Source organism: Mangrovibacter phragmitis (genome assembly GCF_001655675.1).
GTDB classification, from domain to species: Bacteria; Pseudomonadota; Gammaproteobacteria; order Enterobacterales; family Enterobacteriaceae; genus Mangrovibacter; species Mangrovibacter phragmitis.
The window spans coordinates 543,228-564,659 of record NZ_LYRP01000001.1 but is presented as its reverse complement, the minus strand read 5'-3'; the positions used below and the strand labels follow the sequence as shown (position 1 = coordinate 564,659).

At 47.5% G+C, this 21,432-nt stretch carries 21 protein-coding genes, 3 tRNA genes and 2 pseudogenes; 18 read left to right on the top strand and 8 right to left on the bottom strand.

Annotated features, from left to right (window positions below; genetic code table 11):
• The first annotated feature begins 128 nt into the window (after positions 1-128).
• The 4 genes from dcyD to sdiA all read left to right on the top strand — a co-directional run bounded on the left by dcyD (position 129) and on the right by sdiA (position 3,689).
• Positions 129-1,115: a D-cysteine desulfhydrase gene (gene dcyD, locus A9B99_RS02560; RefSeq protein ID WP_064595474.1), complete on the top strand. Its 987-nt coding sequence runs from the start codon at positions 129-131 to the stop codon at positions 1,113-1,115.
• Between the two features lie 24 nt (positions 1,116-1,139).
• On the top strand, positions 1,140-1,808 hold the full coding sequence (gene tcyL / locus A9B99_RS02555) for a cystine ABC transporter permease (RefSeq protein WP_064594297.1): 669 nt from the start codon (positions 1,140-1,142) through the stop codon (positions 1,806-1,808).
• Positions 1,805-2,557, top strand: coding sequence for an L-cystine ABC transporter ATP-binding protein TcyN (gene tcyN / locus A9B99_RS02550; protein WP_064594295.1), 753 nt, complete (start codon positions 1,805-1,807; stop codon positions 2,555-2,557). The genes tcyL and tcyN overlap by 4 nt, the downstream gene beginning before the upstream one ends.
• Before the next feature lie 409 nt (positions 2,558-2,966).
• Entirely contained in the window at positions 2,967-3,689 is a 723-nt protein-coding gene (gene sdiA, locus A9B99_RS02545) for a transcriptional regulator SdiA (protein WP_064594293.1), read from the top strand.
• Positions 3,690-3,777: 88 nt separating this feature from the next.
• On the opposite strand, the gene A9B99_RS02540 is transcribed toward sdiA, so the two are convergent.
• Positions 3,778-4,002: a DUF2594 family protein gene (locus A9B99_RS02540; RefSeq protein ID WP_064594291.1), complete on the bottom strand. Its 225-nt coding sequence runs from the start codon at positions 4,000-4,002 to the stop codon at positions 3,778-3,780.
• A gap of 538 nt (positions 4,003-4,540) precedes the next feature.
• On the opposite strand from A9B99_RS02540, the gene uvrY reads away from it, so the two are divergent.
• The 6 genes from uvrY to A9B99_RS02510 all read left to right on the top strand — a co-directional run bounded on the left by uvrY (position 4,541) and on the right by A9B99_RS02510 (position 8,070).
• Positions 4,541-5,197 (top strand): UvrY/SirA/GacA family response regulator transcription factor, encoded by a 657-nt coding sequence (uvrY, locus tag A9B99_RS02535; protein WP_064595472.1) that lies wholly within the window; start codon positions 4,541-4,543, stop codon positions 5,195-5,197.
• Positions 5,194-7,026 (top strand): excinuclease ABC subunit UvrC, encoded by a 1,833-nt coding sequence (gene uvrC / locus A9B99_RS02530; protein ID WP_064594289.1) that lies wholly within the window; start codon positions 5,194-5,196, stop codon positions 7,024-7,026. Before uvrY ends, uvrC begins: the two co-directional genes overlap by 4 nt.
• 56 nt (positions 7,027-7,082) lie before the next feature.
• Positions 7,083-7,631 carry a CDP-diacylglycerol--glycerol-3-phosphate 3-phosphatidyltransferase gene (pgsA, locus tag A9B99_RS02525; protein ID WP_064594287.1) on the top strand — a complete coding sequence of 183 codons (549 nt, stop codon included), beginning with the start codon at positions 7,083-7,085 and terminating at the stop codon, positions 7,629-7,631.
• Positions 7,632-7,777: 146 nt separating this feature from the next.
• A tRNA-Gly gene (locus tag A9B99_RS02520) sits at positions 7,778-7,853 on the top strand.
• Between the two features lie 48 nt (positions 7,854-7,901).
• A tRNA-Cys gene (locus tag A9B99_RS02515) sits at positions 7,902-7,975 on the top strand.
• Positions 7,976-7,983: 8 nt separating this feature from the next.
• Positions 7,984-8,070: transfer RNA gene (locus A9B99_RS02510), tRNA-Leu, on the top strand.
• An 80-nt stretch (positions 8,071-8,150) separates the two neighbouring features.
• On the opposite strand, the gene A9B99_RS02505 is transcribed toward A9B99_RS02510, so the two are convergent.
• Positions 8,151-8,714: a site-specific integrase gene (locus A9B99_RS02505; protein WP_064594285.1), complete on the bottom strand. Its 564-nt coding sequence runs from the start codon at positions 8,712-8,714 to the stop codon at positions 8,151-8,153.
• 58 nt (positions 8,715-8,772) lie between these two features.
• Here A9B99_RS02505 and A9B99_RS02500 point away from each other — a divergent pair.
• From A9B99_RS02500 to A9B99_RS02490, 3 genes and pseudogenes are all read left to right on the top strand, one after another.
• Positions 8,773-8,985, top strand: a pseudogene (locus A9B99_RS02500) (DNA methylase); the annotation flags it as partial.
• A 79-nt stretch (positions 8,986-9,064) separates the two neighbouring features.
• Positions 9,065-9,286, top strand: coding sequence for a type II toxin-antitoxin system Phd/YefM family antitoxin (locus A9B99_RS02495; RefSeq protein WP_064594280.1), 222 nt, complete (start codon positions 9,065-9,067; stop codon positions 9,284-9,286).
• Positions 9,283-9,672, top strand: a complete 390-nt coding sequence (locus tag A9B99_RS02490; RefSeq protein WP_064594278.1) for a type II toxin-antitoxin system death-on-curing family toxin — start codon at positions 9,283-9,285, stop codon at positions 9,670-9,672. Before A9B99_RS02495 ends, A9B99_RS02490 begins: the two co-directional genes overlap by 4 nt.
• 450 nt (positions 9,673-10,122) lie before the next feature.
• On the opposite strand, the gene A9B99_RS02485 is transcribed toward A9B99_RS02490, so the two are convergent.
• Together A9B99_RS02485 and A9B99_RS02480 are read right to left on the bottom strand one after the other, a co-directional pair.
• A complete protein-coding gene (locus A9B99_RS02485) occupies positions 10,123-10,548 on the bottom strand; it encodes a DUF805 domain-containing protein (protein ID WP_064594275.1) in 426 nt (141 codons plus the stop codon).
• Positions 10,549-10,848: 300 nt separating this feature from the next.
• The gene (locus A9B99_RS02480; protein ID WP_064594273.1) at positions 10,849-12,006 is read right to left on the bottom strand and encodes an iron-containing alcohol dehydrogenase; all 1,158 of its coding nucleotides are present in this window, start codon (positions 12,004-12,006) and stop codon (positions 10,849-10,851) included.
• 385 nt (positions 12,007-12,391) lie between these two features.
• Here A9B99_RS02480 and yqfB point away from each other — a divergent pair, with 385 nt between their 5' ends.
• The 3 genes from yqfB to A9B99_RS02465 all read left to right on the top strand — a co-directional run bounded on the left by yqfB (position 12,392) and on the right by A9B99_RS02465 (position 14,420).
• The gene (yqfB, locus tag A9B99_RS02475; RefSeq protein WP_064594271.1) at positions 12,392-12,709 is read left to right on the top strand and encodes a N(4)-acetylcytidine aminohydrolase; all 318 of its coding nucleotides are present in this window, start codon (positions 12,392-12,394) and stop codon (positions 12,707-12,709) included.
• A gap of 20 nt (positions 12,710-12,729) precedes the next feature.
• Complete coding sequence (locus A9B99_RS02470) at positions 12,730-13,605, top strand: dihydrodipicolinate synthase family protein (protein ID WP_064594268.1); 876 nt, start codon at positions 12,730-12,732, stop codon at positions 13,603-13,605.
• Positions 13,606-14,180: 575 nt separating this feature from the next.
• On the top strand, positions 14,181-14,420 hold the full coding sequence (locus A9B99_RS02465; RefSeq protein WP_064594266.1) for a YecH family metal-binding protein: 240 nt from the start codon (positions 14,181-14,183) through the stop codon (positions 14,418-14,420).
• A 135-nt stretch (positions 14,421-14,555) separates the two neighbouring features.
• Here A9B99_RS02465 and A9B99_RS24110 read toward each other — a convergent pair.
• Positions 14,556-14,689, bottom strand: a pseudogene (locus tag A9B99_RS24110) (ferritin); the annotation flags it as partial.
• A gap of 212 nt (positions 14,690-14,901) precedes the next feature.
• Here A9B99_RS24110 and A9B99_RS02460 point away from each other — a divergent pair.
• Complete coding sequence (locus tag A9B99_RS02460; protein WP_064594264.1) at positions 14,902-15,618, top strand: response regulator transcription factor; 717 nt, start codon at positions 14,902-14,904, stop codon at positions 15,616-15,618.
• A gap of 2 nt (positions 15,619-15,620) precedes the next feature.
• Positions 15,621-17,123, top strand: a complete 1,503-nt coding sequence (locus A9B99_RS02455) for a sensor histidine kinase (protein ID WP_064594262.1) — start codon at positions 15,621-15,623, stop codon at positions 17,121-17,123.
• Here A9B99_RS02455 and A9B99_RS02450 read toward each other — a convergent pair.
• From A9B99_RS02450 to yecR, 3 genes are all read right to left on the bottom strand, one after another.
• The gene (locus A9B99_RS02450) at positions 17,100-18,560 is read right to left on the bottom strand and encodes a TrkH family potassium uptake protein (RefSeq protein ID WP_064594259.1); all 1,461 of its coding nucleotides are present in this window, start codon (positions 18,558-18,560) and stop codon (positions 17,100-17,102) included. The genes A9B99_RS02455 and A9B99_RS02450 overlap by 24 nt on opposite strands.
• A gap of 140 nt (positions 18,561-18,700) precedes the next feature.
• Positions 18,701-20,635 carry a putative bifunctional diguanylate cyclase/phosphodiesterase gene (locus A9B99_RS02445; protein ID WP_064595470.1) on the bottom strand — a complete coding sequence of 645 codons (1,935 nt, stop codon included), beginning with the start codon at positions 20,633-20,635 and terminating at the stop codon, positions 18,701-18,703.
• A gap of 277 nt (positions 20,636-20,912) precedes the next feature.
• Positions 20,913-21,245, bottom strand: a complete 333-nt coding sequence (gene yecR, locus A9B99_RS02440) for a YecR family lipoprotein (protein WP_064594258.1) — start codon at positions 21,243-21,245, stop codon at positions 20,913-20,915.
• Positions 21,246-21,432 lie beyond the last annotated feature (187 nt).

Here is a 21,432-nt window from a genome sequence, read left to right as displayed (position 1 = left end):
GAAAGGTGCCTTTGGCACCTTTTTTTATCGTTTCTGGCTATGGAACTGTTGGTTAGCTTATCCCTGTAGCATAATCAATAACATGACTCTTTTACCGGTAACCCGGAGGCACTATGCTCCAGCAAAATTTGTCCTTGCAAAATCTTACTCGTTTCCCTCGCCTTGAACTGATTGGTGCGCCAACCGCGCTGGAATACCTGCCACGTTTATCAGACCACCTTGGCCGGGAAATTTTCATCAAACGTGATGACACCACGCCGCTGGCGATGGGCGGGAATAAATTGCGCAAACTGGAGTTTCTGGCGGCAGAAGCCCTGCGTGAAGGTGCCGACACATTAGTGACTGCCGGTGCCATTCAGTCCAACCATGTTCGCCAGACGGCCGCTGTTGCCGCAAAACTGGGGTTACATTGTGTCGCATTACTGGAAAACCCCATCGGCACTCAGGCAGAAAACTACCTGACAAACGGTAACCGGCTGTTGCTGGATCTCTTTAATGTCCAGGTGGAAATGTGTGCCGCGCTGGATGCGCCTGACGCACAACTGGCAGAAATTGCTGAACGCCTGGAAGCTCAGGGATTTCGTCCCTACGTTGTGCCTGTTGGTGGCTCTAATGCGCTGGGCGCTCTGGGGTATGTCGAAAGTGCGCTGGAAATTGCCGGGCAGTGTGATGAAGCCGCGCGTATTTCTTCGGTGATAGTGGCATCGGGTAGTGCCGGCACTCATGCGGGACTTGCTGTCGGGCTTGAACTGGCCATGCCGGGTACGGAGTTGATTGGTGTTACAGTTTCGCGTACTGCAGAGCAACAGAGGCCCAAAGTCGTAAAACTACAACACGACGTGGCTACGTTGCTGGATACCCAGGTCAGTGATGATATCTTACTGTGGGATGACTATTTTGCTCCAGAATATGGTATGCCAAACCAGGCGGGCAATGATGCAGTGAAACTGGTGGCTGAACTGGAAGGCATTTTGCTGGACCCGGTGTATACCGGCAAGGCAATGGCAGGGTTGATTGACGGTATCAACCAGAAACGCTTCAAAGATGAAGGCCCGGTACTGTTTATTCACACCGGTGGAGCGCCAGCGCTATTCGCCTATCATCCTCATGTATAACGTTTTTCAGGGTAAACAATAATAATGCAAGAAAGTCTTCAGTTAATACTGGAATCCCTGCCTTATCTACTTAAAGGCGCGGTATTTACACTTCAGCTCAGTATCGGTGGCATGTTCTTTGGCCTGGTTCTGGGGTTTGTACTGGCACTAATGAGAATGTCGCCAGTATGGCCTGTGTCCTGGCTGGCGCGGGCTTATATTTCCATTTTCCGTGGTACTCCACTGATAGCGCAGCTATTTATGATTTATTACGGTCTCCCTCAATTTGGTATTGAGCTGGATCCTGTACCATCCGCTATGATTGGCCTGTCACTCAACACGGCGGCCTATGCAGCAGAAACTTTGCGCGCCGCTATTGGTTCTATTGACAAAGGGCAGTGGGAAGCTGCGGCAAGTATTGGGATGTCGCGCTGGCAGACAATGCGTCGCGCTATTTTACCTCAGGCGGCGAGAGTCGCTCTGCCGCCACTGAGTAACAGCTTTATCAGCCTGGTAAAAGACACATCACTTGCTGCCACCATTCAGGTCCCTGAGCTGTTTCGCCAGGCGCAATTAATTACATCACGCACTCTGGAAGTGTTCACTATGTACCTGGCAGCGTCAGTTATCTACTGGGTCATGGCTACGGTACTGTCTGCACTGCAGAATTATTTTGAAAACCAGTTAAACCGCCAGGAGCGAGACCCTAAATGAGCGCCATTGAAGTGAAAAAACTGGTCAAAACCTTTCATGGTCAGACTGTGTTACACGGAATCGATTTTGATGTCCGCCCCGGTGAAGTTGTGGCAATTATCGGGCCAAGTGGTTCCGGGAAAACAACCTTGTTGCGTAGTATCAATTTACTGGAAATCCCGGACAGTGGCACAATCAAAGTTGGGGATATTCTGGTTGATGCACAGACTGGCATCAGCCGCCAGCGCGCTAAAATACGTCAGTTGCGCCAACATGTTGGTTTTGTTTTCCAGAACTTTAATTTGTTTCCTCACCGTACTGTGCTTGAGAATATTATCGAAGGTCCGGTTATCGTGAAGGGTGAATCGCGGGAGTCATCCATTGCTGTCGCCCGTGAACTGCTGGCAAAAGTCGGGTTGACGGGCAAAGAAAACCAGTACCCGAAGCGCCTGAGTGGTGGGCAGCAGCAGCGTGTGGCGATTGCCCGCGCATTAGCCATGCAACCAGAAGTAATTCTGTTTGATGAGCCGACATCAGCGCTGGACCCAGAGCTAGTGGGCGAGGTGTTAACGACAATCCGCGCGCTTGCTGAAGAAAAACGCACCATGGTCATTGTGACTCACGAAATGTCGTTTGCCAGGGATGTCGCCGACAGAGCAATATTTATGGACCAGGGAAACATCGTTGAACAGGGGCCTGCGCATCAACTGTTTTCCAATCCGGAACATCCGAGAACCCGTCAGTTTCTGGAAAAGTTTTTAGTCAATTAACCAGTACTATCGGCGCGCCGGCTGGTGCGCTGGTTTTATCTGAATTGACTCCAGGTATCATTTCCATTGGCAATTTCCCTCCTCGTACCAGACACCCTCAACTCGCCTGCCAATAGGTTATTCCTCTTTGTCATACTGAAGCCCAAACAGTACATAATGCAAATGGCCTGTGGTGTGCATGAGATTATTAAGCAGTGGTAAGATGGCTCTTAAGTGATTTAATACTGTCGATATGAGTAATTATTAGCGTGATGAGTATAAATACTGTCAATACAGGCGAGTAGAACAATCACCCAATAATCAATAAGATTTTTCCTGAGAAAAATGCCTTTTACACTAACGTTTTCCTATTTGTATGGTATTTTATCCATGTCGGTCCAGGTGGCAGATTAGGAGATGTAGAAAAATAATGGGAAATACCAACTTCTTTAGTTGGCGATGCGAAGTGAAGTCTCGCTTTAATTCAGTACAACAAACTCAGGAGCTGTGGGATTTGTTAACTGAAGAGACTCAATTGATAGGTTATGATTGTTTCGCTTTGTGTATTCGCTATCCGGTTCCTTTTACCAGACCTAAGCTAACTGTTTATTCAACTTACAGTCAGGAATGGCAGAATGAATATATTTCGAATAACTACTTTGATATAGACCCGGTGTTACGGCCAGAGAACTATAATCTTGGCTATCTGCCGTGGAATGAGTCACTGTTCCGCGATGTCCCCGAGTTTTGGGCATCTGCGCAGGCGCACGGCCTGCGATTTGGCGTCACCCAGTGCCTGATTGCGCCGAGCAGGGCCATTGGATTCTTGTCTGTATCAACGGAATGTAAGCGTAAACAGGCTTTGAGCGATGATGAAACATCATTGCATCTTCAGTTACTGACTGAATTGAGCATGGTTACCCTTAATCGTCTTGATGAACAGGTACAGCAGTCTGTTGAGTACAAGCTGAGCAAAAGGGAAAGGGAGATTTTGCTTTGGACTGCGGAAGGTAAAACCTCTGCAGAAATTGCCATGATTTTATCTATCTCAGAAAATACAGTAAATTTTCACCAAAAAAATATGCAGAAGAAGTTTAATGCGCCGAATAAAACCCAAATAGCCTGTTATGCCGCGGCAACAGGGCTTATCTGAAAGGCAACATTGTTCTGCGTGCAGACAGAAGCGAAAAGGCCGGCAGGGGATCTCAATATCCACCGGCCTTTTCTTTTATGGCAGAGGGTTACTGGCGATAAGCTTGTTTAATTTGCTTAACTGTATTGGTGAATACGGCCGCCTGAGCCGGATCTTCCATTTCTGCAATCTGCTTTTCCATTTTAATAATCACGCGCCCTGCATCGGCCTGGCCCATAGCTTTCAGCATTTGGGTGACCATTGCTTTCAGGCAGGTGATTTCCAGTGCAATTTCCTGGAGGTTTTCACTAGTGGATAAATCAGGTTGGCTCATTGGATACCTCATAAAAATGATACAATGTATCAATCACAATATGTGACGAAAGGCGCGCATTATAGCATAGCTCACGAAAGTTATATTCCTTCTGTCAGCAAAACTGTATCTCAACATGTTTAATCCAATAAACGATAATCGTTTTCTTTCATCTTGACGAACAAATGCGCGCAGATATGTGTAAGTGCGGGGAAAACATTCACACAGGCGCAGGAAAAAAAGAGTGGAGGAAAGCCTGACAAGGCAAATTTGTGCCTGGTGTTACAAACTTACATAATTGTGTTGCTTTTAACCACTATGTTGCATTTTTATCTTATGCCTCATGATAAAATTTCACAATTGGTATAAAAAACTGATGTTGTCTCTTTTAGCAATTTCAAGTTGCTGTAAAACCCGGTACTATGAAACAGTAAATGATGTATATACCCGGAATAAATCGAGTTGCTGAGGGCAACAGCCTGTGTGCTGGCAATACACAGTACAGGCAACTGGAAATGTGAAGGGCATGAAGCGTTATCCCTTTTCTGGAGATACTCCCTTGATCAACGTGTTTCTTGTTGATGACCATGAACTGGTGCGCGCAGGGATACGACGCATTCTGGAAGATGTTAAAGGCATTCGTATTGCGGGTGAGTCTGCCTGTGGTGAAGATGCTGTTAAGTTCTGCCGTGCTAACCCGGTGGACGTTGTCCTGATGGACATGAACATGCCGGGCATTGGTGGACTTGAAGCCACCCGTAAAATTGTGCGCGCCACGCCTGAAGTTAAAGTCATCATGTTAACAATCCATACTGAAAACCCGCTTCCCGCAAAAGTTATGCAGGCAGGGGCTTCAGGTTATTTGAGCAAAGGTGCCGCACCACAAGAAGTGGTGAATGCCATTCGCCTCGTGAACTCAGGCCAACGCTATATTGCTTCAGATATTGCTCAGCAAATGGCGCTCAGCCAGATAGAGCCGGAGAAAACAGAATCACCTTTTGCTTCTTTATCTGAACGCGAATTGCAAATTATGTTGATGATAACGCGCGGACAAAAGGTGAATGAAATTTCAGAGCAACTCAACCTCAGCCCAAAAACAGTGAACAGCTACCGTTACAGGATGTTCAGCAAGCTTCATATCAGTGGCGATGTCGAGTTGACCCACCTGGCGATCCGTCATGGTCTTTGTAACACGGAGCCTTTGGCAAGTCAGTGAGTGAATATTTCGACGCAAAAGCCTTTTTAAAGACCGTGACTAACAAGCCTGGTGTCTACAGGATGTATGATGACCAGGCTACAGTCATTTATGTTGGGAAAGCGAAAGATCTGAAAAAACGGTTATCCAGTTATTTCCGTACTAAGGTCTCCAGCCGAAAAACCGAAGCGCTGGTAGCTCAAATAGCCCAAATTGACGTCACTGTCACCCATACAGAAACAGAAGCTCTTCTTCTTGAGCACAACTACATCAAGCTTTATCAGCCACGTTACAACGTGCTGTTGCGTGATGATAAATCTTATCCTTTTATCTTTCTGAGCGGCGACCATCACCCAAGGCTTGCGATGCATCGTGGGGCGAAGCATGCTAAAGGCGAGTACTTTGGGCCTTTCCCGAATGGTTATGCCGTTCGCGAGACTCTGGCGTTACTGCAAAAGGTGTTCCCTGTGCGCCAGTGCGAAAATAATGTTTATCGCAACCGCTCGCGGCCTTGCCTGCAATATCAAATTGGCCGCTGCCTGGGGCCATGTGTTAAAGGCATTGTCAGCGATGAAGATTATGCGCAACAAGTTGAGTATGTGCGTTTGTTCCTGTCTGGCAAAGACGACCAGGTTATCCGGATGCTGGTGGCGCGAATGGAAGCCGCCAGCCAGGCGCTTGAATTTGAAGAAGCGGCGCGCTTAAGAGACCAGATCCAGGCTGTACGCCGGGTTACTGAAAGGCAATTTGTTTCCAATACTGGCGATGATTTGGATGTAATTGGCGTGGCATTTGATGCTGGCATGGCCTGTGTCCATGTACTGTTTATTCGCCAGGGCAAGGTGCTGGGAAGCCGCAGTTATTTCCCGAAAGTACCGGGTGGTACAGAGCTGAGCGAAGTGGTGGAAACCTTTGTTGGGCAGTTTTACCTGCAGGGAAGTCAGTCGCGTACTTTACCTGGTGAGATATTGCTGGATTTCAATCTGGCTGAACCCGGGTTACTGAGTGATTCTCTGTCGGAACTTGCCGGGCGTAAAATACATGTACAAACACGTCCACGCGGTGACAGGGCGCGTTATTTGAAACTCGCCCGTACTAATGCTGCGACAGCACTGGTCACTAAGCTGTCACAACAGTCAACCATTCACCAGCGCCTTACCGCACTGGCTGAAGTTCTGAAGTTGCCCAAAATCAAACGAATGGAATGTTTTGATATCAGCCACACTATGGGGGAGCAAACTGTCGCATCATGTGTGGTTTTTGATACCAGTGGGCCATTACGAGCCGACTACCGGCGCTACAATATTACCGGCATCACGCCAGGCGATGATTATGCTGCAATGAACCAGGTACTGCGCCGGCGCTATGGTAAAGCGATTGATGACAGCAAAATTCCAGATGTGATTTTTATTGATGGTGGAAAAGGACAATTGCGTCAGGCAAAAACGGTGTTTGCTGAACTGGATGTCCCCTGGGATAAAACGCATCCATTACTGTTGGGCGTGGCAAAAGGAAGTGACCGTAAGGCGGGTTTGGAGACTTTATTTTTCGAACCCGAAGGGGAAGGTTTTTCGTTGCCACCGGATTCACCGGCATTGCATGTGATACAACACATTCGTGATGAGTCACATGATCACGCTATTAGTGGGCATCGTAAAAAAAGGGCGAAAGTAAAAAGTACCAGTAGCCTTGAATCTATTGAAGGGATCGGCCCAAAACGGCGGCAGATGTTGCTTAAATTCATGGGTGGATTGCAGCCTTTGCGTAATGCGTCAGCTGAGGAGATTGCAAAAGTGCCAGGAATATCAGACGCACTGGCAGAAAAGATTTTCTATGCATTGAAACATTAGGGCCTCTGTAGCAACATAGAGCAAATTCTCACTTACGACAAACAGTTAGCGACGCTATGCGATTTAATATACCAACATTATTGACGCTGTTTCGTGTCATCCTGATCCCGTTTTTTGTTCTGGCGTTCTATTTGCCGTTCCAATGGGCACCATTTTTGTGTGCATTTATTTTCTGCCTCGCCGCAGTGACCGACTGGTTCGACGGTTTTCTTGCCCGTCTCTGGAACCAAAGTACACGCTTTGGCGCGTTTCTTGACCCAGTGGCCGATAAAGTCATGGTGGCGACAGCACTGGTATTGGTGGCGGAGTATTACCATTGCTGGTGGGTAACACTGCCAGCGGCGACGATGATAGCCAGGGAAATTATTATTTCTGCTTTGCGTGAGTGGATGGCAGAAATTGGTAAGCGCAGCAGTGTTGCTGTTTCATGGGTAGGTAAAGTCAAAACTACGGCTCAAATGCTGGCGCTGATTGGTATGCTCTGGCGGCCAAATGCCTGGGTCGAATATACCGGTATTGGGTTGCTGTTCATTGCCACCATTCTGACTTTCTGGTCAATGTTCCAGTATTTGAACGCTGCGCGCGGCGATTTGCTCGAACCGTGATCTATTCGGCGCAAAATTCAGCAAACGATCAGGGAATGAGAAAATTTCGTTGACTCAGTGCGTCAGGTAAGTAGAATGCAACGCATCGAACGGCGGCACGGTTCGCCGGTTAGTAAGAAAATCAAATGATTATCTTATTTCGATGTGCGGGAATAGCTCAGTTGGTAGAGCACGACCTTGCCAAGGTCGGGGTCGCGAGTTCGAGTCTCGTTTCCCGCTCCAGTTATCGATAATGGCGAAAGCGGTTATCAGCTATAAAGGCAAAAATTTGGCGCGTTAACAAAGCGGTTATGTAGCGGATTGCAAATCCGTCTAGTCCGGTTCGACTCCGGAACGCGCCTCCAATTTCCCTGCCCGGATGGTGGAATCGGTAGACACAAGGGATTTAAAATCCCTCGGCGTTCGCGCTGTGCGGGTTCAAGTCCCGCTCCGGGTACCATGGGAAAATCAAGAATAAAATCAATGAAAAGCAGTGTCGTTAAAACCGCCCGAGCAGGCGGTTTTTTTATGGCTCAAATCTCAATGCACCATTGTTTCGCCATTCGATTTCGTCACTGTAAGATTGCAATACAGCCCCCCGATCATCGGCACTATCGAAATCTTCCTGTTGTAGCGAGCAGTCTGGTTTACATTTTTATGGCCTGATATTTCCAGTTTTTCATTCAGGGAACCACTAAGATCGGAGATACTCTTAGCTTTCAGATCATGGCATGTAAATTGGAAATCCATATCCCGATATTTTTCTTTAGCCATTTTCTTAGCTTTCATCCACTGCGCCTTGAATGCGGCTCTTGTATAACGCAATCCTGACGGTTGGTGCAGTACATAAATACTGCTCATTCCAGCGTTCAGCAGCAGTAACTCAGCAGATTGAATTGCTTTATGCAGGTGTTCTGTCCAGGCCTGTTCTTTAAATTGCTTTACTCCCTGGCATGGATTCATTTTCACTTTACCTCGCTCATATGCCCACCTAACTACCCGCGACATAAATGCTTTTTCCCTGTTAGCCTGTACACGACTCTTAACTCCCCGCTTATCCATATACTGCCTGATATGTTCAGGTTTTATATTTTCAGATTTCATTTTCCCTAAAAGGATATGCACTTTAGACGAGTAATTTCTGTAGTCCTTACGGGGCTCAAGAGCCAAGACACGCGGCGGCGTGAGAACAGAAAAAATCTGGATGAACTACCCGGAAGGGCGCGCATATTCCCACACGTTTGCCGGAAAAGACTACAACGATCGGCACCGTATAAAGCGCAAGGTTGAGCGCTGGTGCGCGAAATATTCAGCCCTTCCGCATGCTGAAAGGCTGGCGATCATGGTGGCGCTTAACGAGGTTGACACTGAGTAATATTTTTTACCGTTGCCTGTTGTACATCTATGTTGTACATCTATGTTGTACATTTAAAACGTACATCAAAGGAGGTTATATGCGAACTTATACCACATCTCAGGCCCGGCAAAATATTGCCGAGGTAATGGAAGCGGCTACGGCTGGCGAGCCTGTAGAAATAACTCGTCGCGATGGCTCTGCCGCTGTGCTTATCAGTCGGGATGATTTCAACGCGTGGCAGAAGGCAAAGCTGGATGCTGAATTTGCCGAAATTATGGGGCGGCATGGTCGTACTATTAAGGCGCTGGCCGACAGATGAAATGGATTAGCGCTCAGGAGGTGATAGCGTTTCATGACCGTCTGCTTGCAGCTTTGCCTGGCGTTCAGGGAATGCCAGAGCCGGGAAGAGCAGAAGCGATCATTTATCGTGTTCAGAACCAGCTTTACTATGAAGGCGTTGAGGATATTCACGAACTCGCTGCAACGTATCTTGTCGCTATTTCCCGTGGTCAAATCTTCAATGACGGCAATAAGCGAACTGCCTTTTTCGTTGCGATGGCTTTTTTAAAGCGCAACGACATTGATATCCGAGATGAAGGTGACGAACTTGAAGAGCTGACAGTATCCGCAGCGATGGGATCATTGAGTAGCGGTGATATTGCTTCTGTTTTGCGCCGACTTTCCGTTAATCCCCCACTAATCTGAGAAGCTGTCTTTTGAGGCGGCTTTTCTTCCCTCCAGGCTTTCTTTTTCTGTAGCGCAATAGTGCACAGAATTGCACAATTTTTTACCCCCGAAGAGCACCCGCACCGCCTGCACTGGCGCTGCCCGCGACCAGTTCCACCACTGCACAAAAACACGCAAGTGTGATGCGCGCAGGTGGCGGGGGCAATCTCCCGCTACGGGGGCAGGGCAGTGTGGCGATACTAATTATCGGTTTCCAACACTGCACTTTCTGAAATACTACCAAACGGATTTAACGCTACTGCAGCATCAAGGTGAATTGGGGCAAAGTGTGCATATCGCATTGCCATTATTATCGTGCTGTACCCAATAATCGGCTGTAGCACAAGAATATTCCTCAGATCAGCCTCCTGCATTCAGCCCTGGGGGAAATTCTACTTACTGCAGCACTGGTTGTTCGGGGGGATTCCCCTAACACTGTAACGGATCTTCACCATATTGATTATTCCCTTTGGTACCGCGATAAAACAGCGACCAGATGAACAAACCCAGAGTGAATACGACAGACAGAAGAAGCATAACGGTTCCTGGGATACTGGTGGCCGAAGAATAACTGAATAACAAAGCAATAAAACCTACAAAGGCAAAACCTATTGGCCCGAGGATGAGTAATCCTGACTGATTGAGATCATGAAGGCGGCGAACGGATACAGTTAATCCTGGAATGAACAGAAAGATATCCAAAAGAATATAATAATCCGGACTATACAATTTGAGGACTGATTCCAGCACCAGGTTGGCTAATGTAAATGTTACAAATTCTGCGCGTGGGGCACGGCCTTTAAAGGTGAAATACTTTTTTAAACAAATAATATAATTTCTTAACAATTTACCCACTCTTAGCATCCTTTCTTATTATAAGACAATATTGCTATGTACTTTATTCTTGCATACAGTTAGTAACGCGAACTAACTATAAGCGTGTAAGTGTACTTCTTGTTGTTTATGAAAGTCGAATAAAATTCGATAAACTGGGATGTGATGATGTATATATCTTTATTATTTCGTTATAACTTTGCTAATTAGTAGAAAATATTGATATGTCGTGGAGGTGTAAAGTCAAAGATAATAAAAAACCTGACGCCAGGCATCAGGTCTTTTTATTATCATAGGTAATAAGCCCGTACAGAATTCGGGTTATTCGCCTTCATACGCCTGGCGGTAAAGTTCAATCACCTGTTCTTTGGTGGCTTTACGCGGGTTAGTCAACTGGCAAACATCTTTCTTCGCATTCTCAGCCATAATGGCGAAATCTTCTGGTTTAACACCCAGGCTCTTAAGTGAGTCGGGGATACCAACTTGTTTGCTCAGACGGCGAATTGCTGTGATAGCTTTTGCCGCGGCTTCATCAGTAGAAAGGCCTTCAACGCATTCTCCCATTGCTTCGGCTATATCACGGAATCGGTTCAGGTTGCTGATCAAATTGAATGATTCGACATAAGGCAGCAGGATAGCGTTACATACCCCGTGAGGCAGGTTATAAAAACCTCCCAACTGATGAGCCATAGCATGCACATATCCCAGAGAGGCATTATTGAATGCGATACCCGCCAGGTATTGCGCATAAGCCATATTGTCTCTGGCTTTCATATATTCGCCATTAGCGACGGCTTTAGGCAGGTACTGGGTGATCATGGTGATGGCTTTCAGCGCCGCAGCATCTGTCAGTGGGTTCGCCATAGTGGACACATAAGCTTCAATAGCATGGGTCAGGGCATCCATACCGGTTGCAGCAGTCAGTGAAGGAGGCATGCCGACCATCAGTACCGGGTCATTAATAGAAATTTGCGGGGTGACACGCCAGTCAACAATGGCCATTTTCACTTTACGTTCTGTATCAGTGATAATACAAAAACGTGTAATTTCCGAGGCAGTACCTGCCGTAGTATTAATCGCCATTAACGGGATCATGTCGTTTTTGGATTTATCAACCCCTTCGTAGTCACGAATATTGCCACCATTTGCTGCAAGCAACCCAATGCCTTTTGCGCAATCGTGAGAAGAACCGCCACCCAGAGAAACAATGGCGTTACATCCATGTTCGCGATAACAGGTGATGCCTTCTTCCACATTTTTATCAGTCGGGTTGGGTTCTGCGCCGCCAAAAATATGCACATCAATTCCGGCATCTTTATAAATGGCCGCAACTTTGTCTGCCATCCCGTTTTTGGCTAAAAAAGCATCGGTAACAATAAGGATCTTTTTAACATTTAGTGTTTTTGCCAGAACCCCGGCTTCCTGAACACTGTTTTCGCCAAATACATTACGGGTGGGCAGGAAATAATATGTCGACATTGATCTTCCCCTGTTCATTAATGAGAGTAATAACATGGTGCACAGGCAGCGGTACCTTCCGTTGTTAGCAAAAATCCCAGGCCGGATGCTGTTGCAAACTGAGTTACAGCTATTGCTTTACTGCGGCAATAGTTATGCAGCCCACTGTTTTAAATGAGAATATTTGCGTTATAGCAGCAACGCTGGCTGAACATGCCCACGCAATGTAAAGGGATTAAGCAAGGATAACCGTGAACATCCTCACAAAATAAGTGGTTATTTTAACAATGTGAGGCATTATTATTTACATAATTTGTACGTCGGCAGAGATGAAAGTGGCGTAACATAGTGTAATTACGTAATAAAACTCGCCGGAATAGACTGAGTCTGCCTGATAAGGATAACGATGAAACCTGATATCACTTTTTACCGGCGCTTTGCCGCCGATATCTTAAGCGATAAGAAAATAATTACTATTCGCGATAAAACAGAATCACATTTTCACCCTGGTGAACAATTACGTGTAGGGTACGAAGACGATAGCAGCATTTTTTGCACTATCGAGGTCATTTCTGTTGTGCCTGTCGCCCCTGGAGATTTAACAAATGACCATGCCAGGCAGGAAAATATGTCTTTGGCAGAATTACAGGATGTTATCAGCCAGATATATCCGGGTGAGCAGCAATTGTATGTGATTTCTTTTCGCCGTATTGACGAAGGGTAACCTTGAATGAAGGAGTTACTATGCTGTCAGGTCTGTACGCATTTCCATTAACACCACTTGATGAACAACAACTTCATTTAGGGGCATTTACACAGATTATTAGCCAACTCTCTGCGGCGAAAATTGATGGTATCTGTGTGGCGGGTTCGACAGGAAGCTACGCCTATCTTAATCGCGAAGAGCGAGCTCTGTTGGTGAAGTTGGCGGTTGAAGCCGCACAAGGTACCCCTGTGATGGTTGGAATTGGGGCCAATCGCCAGCGTGATGTTTTACAACACCTTTATGACGCCCAACATGCAGGAGCTTCGTCTGTTCTGCTTGCTCCGTTATCTTACCAGCCCTTATCCGACAGAGAAGTATTTGGGTTGTATGAAACAGTAAGCCAGGCGTCATCTGTACCTGTTTGTGTCTACGTTAACCCACGTACCACTCATTTTGATTTTAGTGATGAGCTGCTCACACAAATTGCCCGGTTGCCCAATATTGCTTCGATTAAATTACCGGGTATCGCTGCAGAACAATGTGAAGCTAACCGTGTTGCACAGTACTGGCGTGGTCTGTTACCTGAGCGGGTCACTTTAGGCGTTAGCGGCGATGCTCATGCGTGGGCTGCAATAGCGGGGGGTTTTGATATTTGGTATTCCGTACTTGCCGGGTTATATCCGGCGATTAGCCAGGCATTGTTTCGCAGCGCTCAGGCAGAAACAGAGGAGATAAACAGGCAGCTTGAACCTGTATGGCAGCTGTTCCGGCAGCATGGCAGCTTGCGAGTAGTCGCCGCTATGGCACATCTGGCCGGAATAACGCCTTGTGATGGTCTTCCCCGACCACTTCAACCCGTGGCAGATAATGTACTGACTGATATTCAGGCTGTGATGGCGTTGCTCCGGTGGTAAAGCTGCTTTTAGTCACATTGTATTCCGGGGCACTTCTGTGCCCTGAATAATTTATGTAGATGGGCATTAAGTAATGATTAAAATGATATCGCCTGTGATTACTTGCAGATTAAATATTATGTGATTATTGGTTTGTTTTTTATGTAAGCGCAATGAATGATAATGGCTGATAAAACATTAGTGGGATACACAATACCTCTTATTGATTATATAGTGATACCTATATTGCTTTTTGTATTTAACCATATGTTTTTTATGGTCAAATTTCTTTAATTTGATTAATCAGGCTATGGCACAAAAATATTTTGTTGAACCTGTATGGTGTCAGGCTGTATAAATAGTTCGACTTAAGGAAGAGCCTACTCAATATCTCTGTTTGTGATTGGCTGGCAGTTTCGATGTCGAACTGCCAGTTTTTTTATTTAAAAAACACCCCATATTCCATTCTGTATTTTATAACCTAACGGAAATTTTTACACTGGCGGGTTTTCTCCATTCTTTCATTCTTTGTTCTGGCGCAACGCTGTAGTCGGTGTTATTACGTAAAATCCTTCATTTTTGATGAGGCATATTTGATGGAATCTGTTCATGGTCATGAAGTATTGAAGATGATGCTGGGGTCAGAAACAGCCTGGACTGCAGCAACGCTGGTAGCAGCAATCAAAGAAAAATTTGGCGAGCAGACTCGGTATCACACCTGTTCTGCCCGTGGCCTTGATGCTGAAGCCCTGGTCGCTTTTCTGGCGCAGAAAGGGAAGTTCATTGATGAAGGGCAGGGCTTTACCACAAGCCCGGATAAAATTTGCCAGCATTAAGAATGCATTAACGCAAAACAAGGGATGGTCGCATACCTGTAAAACTACGATGCCCACAAGTATCATCTTACTGGCATCGTGTTATGCTATGAAGCAGGCTTGGGTATCCAGCGTGGCCAGTTCCTTATCAATGAATTACAACCCTTCACCGCTGTTGCCAACAAGGCGTAGTTTATCAATAACAGATTTAAATAGTTTCTCTTCCTCGGCCTGTTCAGCAACATACCATTGCAGGAAGTTAATATCGGATAATCCTGCGTGGTTATTGCCACAGACACCTGTTCATTATCGGTGGGACTGATAATGACTCATAAAATAAAAAAAGAATAAGATGCATTTATTTCCCGGTTGTGTGGGGAATAAATGGCATTTTTTCGCCAGGCAACCGCATAAGCGACCTGGCGTAAAGTTAAATAAAATGTGATAAATCTGCGATGAGGATTTGTGTAAACTCAGGGGATATTGGTAAGCAGGAGGCCTCATGAGTGAGACCAGGCGCGTATTAGTCATTGAAGATGACCCCCATATTGCCCGTTTGTTACAACTACATTTGCGCAACGCGGGCTATGAAACAACGCTCGCAACTGAAGGAGCGCGTGGCGTGCAGTTACTTAACCGCGGCGGCTGGGATGCGCTGATTCTTGATCTGATGCTACCTGAAATTGATGGCCTTGAGATTTGCCGCCAGGCACGGACTCAGGCACGCTATATGCCCATTATCATCGTCAGTGCCCGCTCAGGGGAAACTGAACGCATTCAGGGGCTGAATCTGGGGGCTGACGATTACGTGACTAAACCGTTTTCGGCGCCTGAATTGTTAGCCCGCCTTAATGCGCTGTTTCGCCGTCAGCAAGCCATGAGCGATACACTCAAACGCGACGCCGGGGTGTTGCATTTCTCCGGGCTTTCGGTGGACCCACTAAGCCGCCAGGCAACACAGCACGAACAGTTGCTGGATCTGACACCGCGTGAATTCGATTTGCTCTATTTCTTCGCCCGTCATCCTGGGGAAATTTTTTCCCGGCTGGATTTATTGATCCAGGTGTGGGGTTACCAGCATGAAGGTTATGAACACACGGTGAATACGCACATTAACCGCCTGCGTATTAAATTAGAAACTGACTCGTCACAACCACAGTTAATTGTCACTGTATGGGGGCAGGGATATAAGTTTCTGCCGCCAGGCAGTGAGGGTTGAGAATGACCCGGCTATTTGGCACGTTATCACGCAGGTTGGCTGCGCTATTTCTCTTATTATTAGTGTCCGGCGGCGCATTGCTGGCTGGTGTTCAGGTTTCGCTGACGCGTAACTACGGTAATGCAGTTGTTCAGCAGCTTTCTGCCGGGCTGGCACAACATCTGGTACGCCAGTATCCCCGCCTTGCGGATGAAGGTATGGCAGGGGAACAAACCCGGGCGCTGTTTAATAACCTGATGGCGGTTAACCCAAATGTGGAGTTATACCTGATAGACCCCCAGGGGATGATCATTAACGATGCCGCACCACCCGGGCATCTTAAGCGCCAGAAAGTGTCTGTTGAGCCGGTAACTGCTTTTTTGCATGGCGACCCGTTCCCGGTTTATGGTGATGATCCCCGTCAACTACACGGGAAAAAAGTATTCAGTGCAGCCCCTTTTATTACCCAGGGTAAAGTTCGCGGGTATGTCTACGTTATCCTGCAAGGAGAGCATTACAGCGCACTGCATGCCATGGCCTGGCAGCATAATATTGGTGTCATGGTTGCAGCTTCTCTGGTGTTACTGCTTATTATGCTGCTGATTCTGGGGGGCGCGACTTATCATTGGGTTGCCAGGCCCGTCAGGGCGCTGGAGAGGCGGGTCAGGCAAATCAGTCTGGCGCAACCACGCGTTACACCGGCTGAAGAACCTGATACCCGTAGTATGGCGCAGGAACTGGTAAGCCTGTGGCAAGGGGTCACGCTGATGGAGGCGAAAATTGCCAGTCAGTGGGCTGAGCTTGCCCAGGAGACCCAGGAACGTCGGGCATTTTTGGCAACGGTCTCTCATGATTTACGCACACCGCTTACCGCCATCCACGGTTATATTGAATCCATCCTGTTGCTGAGTGACAACCTTTCGGATGAAGAGAAACGTCAGTATCTGGAAATCGCGTTGTCAGAAAGCCGCAAAGTGAGCCAAATGGCGCAGTCGTTGTTTGAGCTGGCTCGCCTGGAGTACGGCGTGATAACACCGGATAAAACGCCGTTCTCTCTGGAAGATCTGGTACAGGATGTGATGCAAAAAATGACGCTGGCGGCGCAAACACGTAACCAGCGTTTGCAGGTTGAGCCACTTGCCGGGCTGCCAGTGGTCTGTGCGGATATGGGCATGATTGAACGTGTGCTGACGAACCTGCTGGATAACGCGATTCGCCATACGCCGGAGAGGAGCACAATTGCAGTCCGCGCCTGGCTGTCATCAGAAAATGTTACGATTGAGGTTGCTGACAACGGGCCAGGTATACCGTCAGAGAAACGTAGCCAGTTGTTTACCCGCCCGGCATTGCTGAAAGGGGAAAGCTTGTCCCGGGGCGGGTTGGGGTTGATGGTGGTTCACCAAATTCTGCAGTTGCATGGTAGCCGGATTGAGCTGGTTCCCTGCCCGGGAGCCTGCTTCCGCTTTACGCTACCTTTGGCAACGCAAAGCCAGCCGGGGGCATTAACTGCGCCAGAAGGTGCGTGAAAACAAGATAAGAACCGGGTAGATTTCCAGGCGGCCAAGCAGCATTGCAGCGCACATCAAATATTTTGCGCCCTCTGACAGCCCGCCGAACCCGCTGGCCGTCGCTCCAAAACCCAGGCCCATGTTGTTGATACAGGCGGCGACGGTCGCAAATGAAGTGAGCAAGTCGTAGCCCATTAAATTCAGTAACCAGATGAACAGACAGGTACAGGCCACGTAGAGAAAAAAGAAACTCCCCACAGAGCGAACAACCCGGTCGCTCATTACGGTTTTTCCTACTTTAATGCTGATTAGCGCGCGCGGATGGGCAAGTTGGTGTAATTCATGGCGGCTCTGGCGGAGTAAAATCAGCAGGCGCATCATTTTCAGCCCGCCACAGGTAGAGCCGACACATCCGCCAAAAAAGCTGGCACAGAGTAGTAACACGATTGTGTGCGTGGGCCAGTGGGCATAATCCCCGGTAGCCAGACCATTATCTGTAAGCATTGAACTGGTGAGGAAAAAGGCATGAACCAGCGAGTCTCCTGGTGAGTACATCCCGGCCCGCCAGACTTCGAAGGCCACGATGGTGACCAGAATAGCGGCAACAGTAAAGTAAAAACGCAATTCAGGGTTACGGCGAAAAGGCTGAATACTGCGGCGTATTATGGCAACAAAGTAGAGGGTGAAATTGATTCCTGACAGTAGTGAGAAAACCCCGGCCACCAGTTCGACTGTCTGGTTGTCAAAAAAACCAATACTTTCACTACGGGTAGAAAACCCTCCCAGCGAGACGGTCGATAAGCCATGGCACAGTGCGTCAAACCACGGCATCCCGGCAAACATGTAGGCAATGGTGCAGGCCAGCCCAAGCAGCAAATAGGTAAACCACAGATTACGTGATGTATCGGCGAGCCTTGGTGTCAGCCGTTCTTCTTTAAATGGGCCGGGCATTTCCGACTGGTAAAGTTTCATTCCCCCAATACCCAGTAAAGGCAGTACAGCAACAGCCAGTACGATAACGCCCAGGCCACCAATGAAATTCAACTGGGCGCGATAATACAGTATGGAACGGGGTAACAGACTGACATTATTGAATATCGATGCACCCGTGGTTGTTATTCCGGAAACACCTTCAAACAATGCGTCAGCAAGACTGATATGCAGACTGTCGTTAAGCCATAAAGGCATGGCGCTGATGACCGAAAACAGTAACCAGAACAGGACGATGATAATGAAGCCATCCTGTGTTTTAAGTTGTACATTTTCCTGGCGCGTGGTAACCCAACAAAAACCACCCAGCACGGAAAAACAGACAAAAGTGATTAAAAATGCAAACAGGCTGCGGTCTTTATCAATCAGGGCCAGCAGCATGGGAGGGATCATCGAAAGACTATAAAGGAGAACCAGAAAACCACATAAATGAACGACAATTTTAGTGCGTGATGAGATTTGCATAGCTGCGTCATGCCATAAAACAGCGCGTCATTCGGAAAGGAAAGCCAATAACGCTGACAATAAAGAATGCGGAATATAACACAAATCTGCTCCTCAACATGCTATTGTGGTGTGTCTGCTCATCAAATCAACAACCTGCATCAGGCACTGTCTTGTCTTTGTTGTGGTAATAACGCCAGCGCTTGTTTCACGGGAACGGGTTTGCTGAAGTAATAGCCTTGCATAAAATGGACGCCAAGCTTAGCCAACTGCGCGGCTTGTTCAGGCGTTTCCACACCTTCAGCAACCACCTGAAAATTAAGCCCGTGGGCAATGGTCATTACTGCGGCAACAATCGATTGACCTTTCTCGAAGATGTTAGCTACAAAGGCGCGGTCGATTTTTACGTAATCAATATTGAGGTTCTGAATCACGGAAAGACTGGAGTAGCCCGTGCCAAAATCATCAATAGAAATTTTCACTCCCAACAGGTGTAGACGGCTGATTGTTTCTTTCACACCATGTTGCGCCTGGTGAAAGAACGTTTCTGTCACTTCCAGGTGCAGTCGCCAGGGCGCTATATTATGTTTATTAAGCAATTGTTCCACATTGGTGACAAAATGTGGATCCTGTATTTGGATAACGGAAACATTGACTGACAGACTGGCGGTGGCGTGAGGTATTACGGTCAATATTTGGCAGGCCTGCTCCAGCACCCAATAGCCGACAGGGACAATCAATCCACTTTGCTCCGCCAGCGGAATGAATTCCGCCGGAGAAATGTTTTCGCCATTGTGCTTCCAGCGTAGTAACACCTCAAAGCCAGCAATACGCTGGCTGTCTGCGCTGACAATAGGCTGTAATGCCAGGCTCAGGGACCCGACCGCCAGTGCTGAGCGCAACGCTTCAAGTAACGCTGTGCGGCGCAGCAGGTTGTGCTCCAGTGACTTGTTGTAGAACGCGATACGTTCATGGACGTGATCTTGTTGCGCGTACATCGCAATATCGGCCAGTTGAATCAACTTGTTTATGTTATCGCCATGCTCTGGGCAGACGGCAATACCAATGGTTGAACGAGGGGTAATCTGTTGTTCATTAACGCGGTATGGCATGCTAAACCGCACCAGCATAGCGTCAGCTATCCAGTATAATTCGCCGGGGTCGGTCAGCGCAGTGGCAAAGATAAATTCATTGCCGCCCCAACGACAAAACCAGGTATTGTCATCGGAAAATTCGCGTAAGCGGTCACTGAATTTGCGCAGGAGCGCATCGCCGTATGTATGTCCGAGGGTATCGTTAATTTGTTTAAAACTATCCAGTTCAATAAAAAAAACACTATAACCATCAATACGCTGCTGGTGGAACAGTGCCGTCAACTGGTTTGCCTGCTCCAGAAAAGTTGAGCGGTTATACAGACCTGTTAATGGGTCCATCCTTGAAAGTTTGTATAAATCCTGAGTGCGCTGGCGCACCAGGTCTTCCATATGTTCCAGCATGGTCTGGTTTTTGTATTTGAGAAAAATTGCGTTGCGAATATAACGGGAGACTGTAAGCGCTGAAAACACCATTGCCAGCGTGAAGAAAATACCAAGGAACCCAAGGTGAGTTTTATAACTGTCTGAAAACATCAACAGAATCAGTGAGCAGGGAAGTAACATTATGCAGGAGTACAAGATCGCCAGCAATGGATGGCCCGAGAGTATGCAGGTTGCCCCCGCTGCCATGGCGGATAAAATAATCACCAGACAGGTAAATTCTTCCGAGCTGAAGCTTTGGTAGAAGCACAGACTGTAAGCAGACCAGACGGTTGCAGTAATTAAGGCGCCAATACTGAAGCGCCGGTGGTAACGCCTTTCACCTTGTTGATCTGCCGGAAGATGACGCCAGATAAAAATACCAATACAGCGTAAACCCAAAATAACCAGCATCACGGTAAGCCAGGTGATTTTTCCCGCGCGGTTTTCTGGCGTAAGAAAACTCAGTGTCAGCGTAAGGGCTGCCAACCCGCTAATTGCCAGCCCGTTAAAGGCATTGCCATAAAGGAGCTTATTCCTTTCTAGTAAGTAGAATTTCTGGCGTTCATTATCTTCATTCATGTCGTCATCCGGGCCGTAATGCGGCTTGTAACATAATGATTTTTTTAATGTCATCAGACCTGAAAAACGACTTCCCTGGACAGGTTTAAGTATAGATGCCGTGGGTAAAGTGTGGCTGATAAGGTCCACAATTTAAAAGAACACACTGCTTTAGTGCTTCCGTGCTATCCCCGGGTAAACCGGATAACATTCAGAAAATGTGACTAATGCGGGTTATAACGGTGCTTAGCCACGGAGCGGTGCCCACTACCTGGTGACGGGAAGCGGGTATTCTCTCTTAATATCCTGCTGTATTACTCTGAATCAATTGTCCCTGGCATAACCAGGATGTTGTTACTTGTTCATTCAGGCACTCAGACGCACTGGTTGTCGTACAGGTGGTTATTGGGTTACCGAATGACTGCGCTGTGGCATAACCCCATGCCTGGCAGGCCCTGTTCGCGTTATTCTGCGCCATGTACTGATCTACCCGAGCGTTTTGCAGTGGCGGCAGGTCATAGGCCAGGCGGACAACTCCACTGGTGCGGTCACCGCCGACAAATTCAGGTGTCTTCGTTATGGTACAACCCGCTACCAACCCACATAAAACCGCTAAAATTATTGTTCTCATGCCGAGTGCCTGTGACAAATAAAAAAGATTGTAGGTGACTGGCAGTCGGGGCAATCGACTGAATAAAGGGGAAAAGGGCTCTGCCAGTGAGTTATTACTCAATATGTGATGGCTGTGGAGCAGGCATCAGGGCGTTGTGCCTTGCCTGATGAACAGGTTAAAGCAGGTGTTTTCCGTGAGTGATAGG

What these genes read in the sequence shown, in the direction of transcription:
- A9B99_RS02505 (WP_064594285.1), bottom strand. Translation starts at nt 8,714, where the DNA reads ATGAAATCTGAAAATATAAAACCTGAACATATCAGGCAGTATATGGAT.
- A9B99_RS02480 (WP_064594273.1), bottom strand. Translation starts at nt 12,006, where the DNA reads ATGTCGACATATTATTTCCTGCCCACCCGTAATGTATTTGGCGAAAAC.
- A9B99_RS02460 (WP_064594264.1), top strand. Translation starts at nt 14,902, where the DNA reads ATGAGTGAGACCAGGCGCGTATTAGTCATTGAAGATGACCCCCATATT.
- tcyL (WP_064594297.1), top strand. Translation starts at nt 1,140, where the DNA reads ATGCAAGAAAGTCTTCAGTTAATACTGGAATCCCTGCCTTATCTACTT.
- pgsA (WP_064594287.1), top strand. Translation starts at nt 7,083, where the DNA reads ATGCGATTTAATATACCAACATTATTGACGCTGTTTCGTGTCATCCTG.
- sdiA (WP_064594293.1), top strand. Translation starts at nt 2,967, where the DNA reads ATGGGAAATACCAACTTCTTTAGTTGGCGATGCGAAGTGAAGTCTCGC.
- A9B99_RS02470 (WP_064594268.1), top strand. Translation starts at nt 12,730, where the DNA reads ATGCTGTCAGGTCTGTACGCATTTCCATTAACACCACTTGATGAACAA.
- A9B99_RS02445 (WP_064595470.1), bottom strand. Translation starts at nt 20,635, where the DNA reads ATGAATGAAGATAATGAACGCCAGAAATTCTACTTACTAGAAAGGAAT.
- tcyN (WP_064594295.1), top strand. Translation starts at nt 1,805, where the DNA reads ATGAGCGCCATTGAAGTGAAAAAACTGGTCAAAACCTTTCATGGTCAG.
- A9B99_RS02450 (WP_064594259.1), bottom strand. Translation starts at nt 18,560, where the DNA reads ATGCAAATCTCATCACGCACTAAAATTGTCGTTCATTTATGTGGTTTT.
- yecR (WP_064594258.1), bottom strand. Translation starts at nt 21,245, where the DNA reads ATGAGAACAATAATTTTAGCGGTTTTATGTGGGTTGGTAGCGGGTTGT.
- A9B99_RS02465 (WP_064594266.1), top strand. Translation starts at nt 14,181, where the DNA reads ATGGAATCTGTTCATGGTCATGAAGTATTGAAGATGATGCTGGGGTCA.
- A9B99_RS02455 (WP_064594262.1), top strand. Translation starts at nt 15,621, where the DNA reads ATGACCCGGCTATTTGGCACGTTATCACGCAGGTTGGCTGCGCTATTT.
- A9B99_RS02490 (WP_064594278.1), top strand. Translation starts at nt 9,283, where the DNA reads ATGAAATGGATTAGCGCTCAGGAGGTGATAGCGTTTCATGACCGTCTG.
- A9B99_RS02495 (WP_064594280.1), top strand. Translation starts at nt 9,065, where the DNA reads ATGCGAACTTATACCACATCTCAGGCCCGGCAAAATATTGCCGAGGTA.
- A9B99_RS02540 (WP_064594291.1), bottom strand. Translation starts at nt 4,002, where the DNA reads ATGAGCCAACCTGATTTATCCACTAGTGAAAACCTCCAGGAAATTGCA.
- yqfB (WP_064594271.1), top strand. Translation starts at nt 12,392, where the DNA reads ATGAAACCTGATATCACTTTTTACCGGCGCTTTGCCGCCGATATCTTA.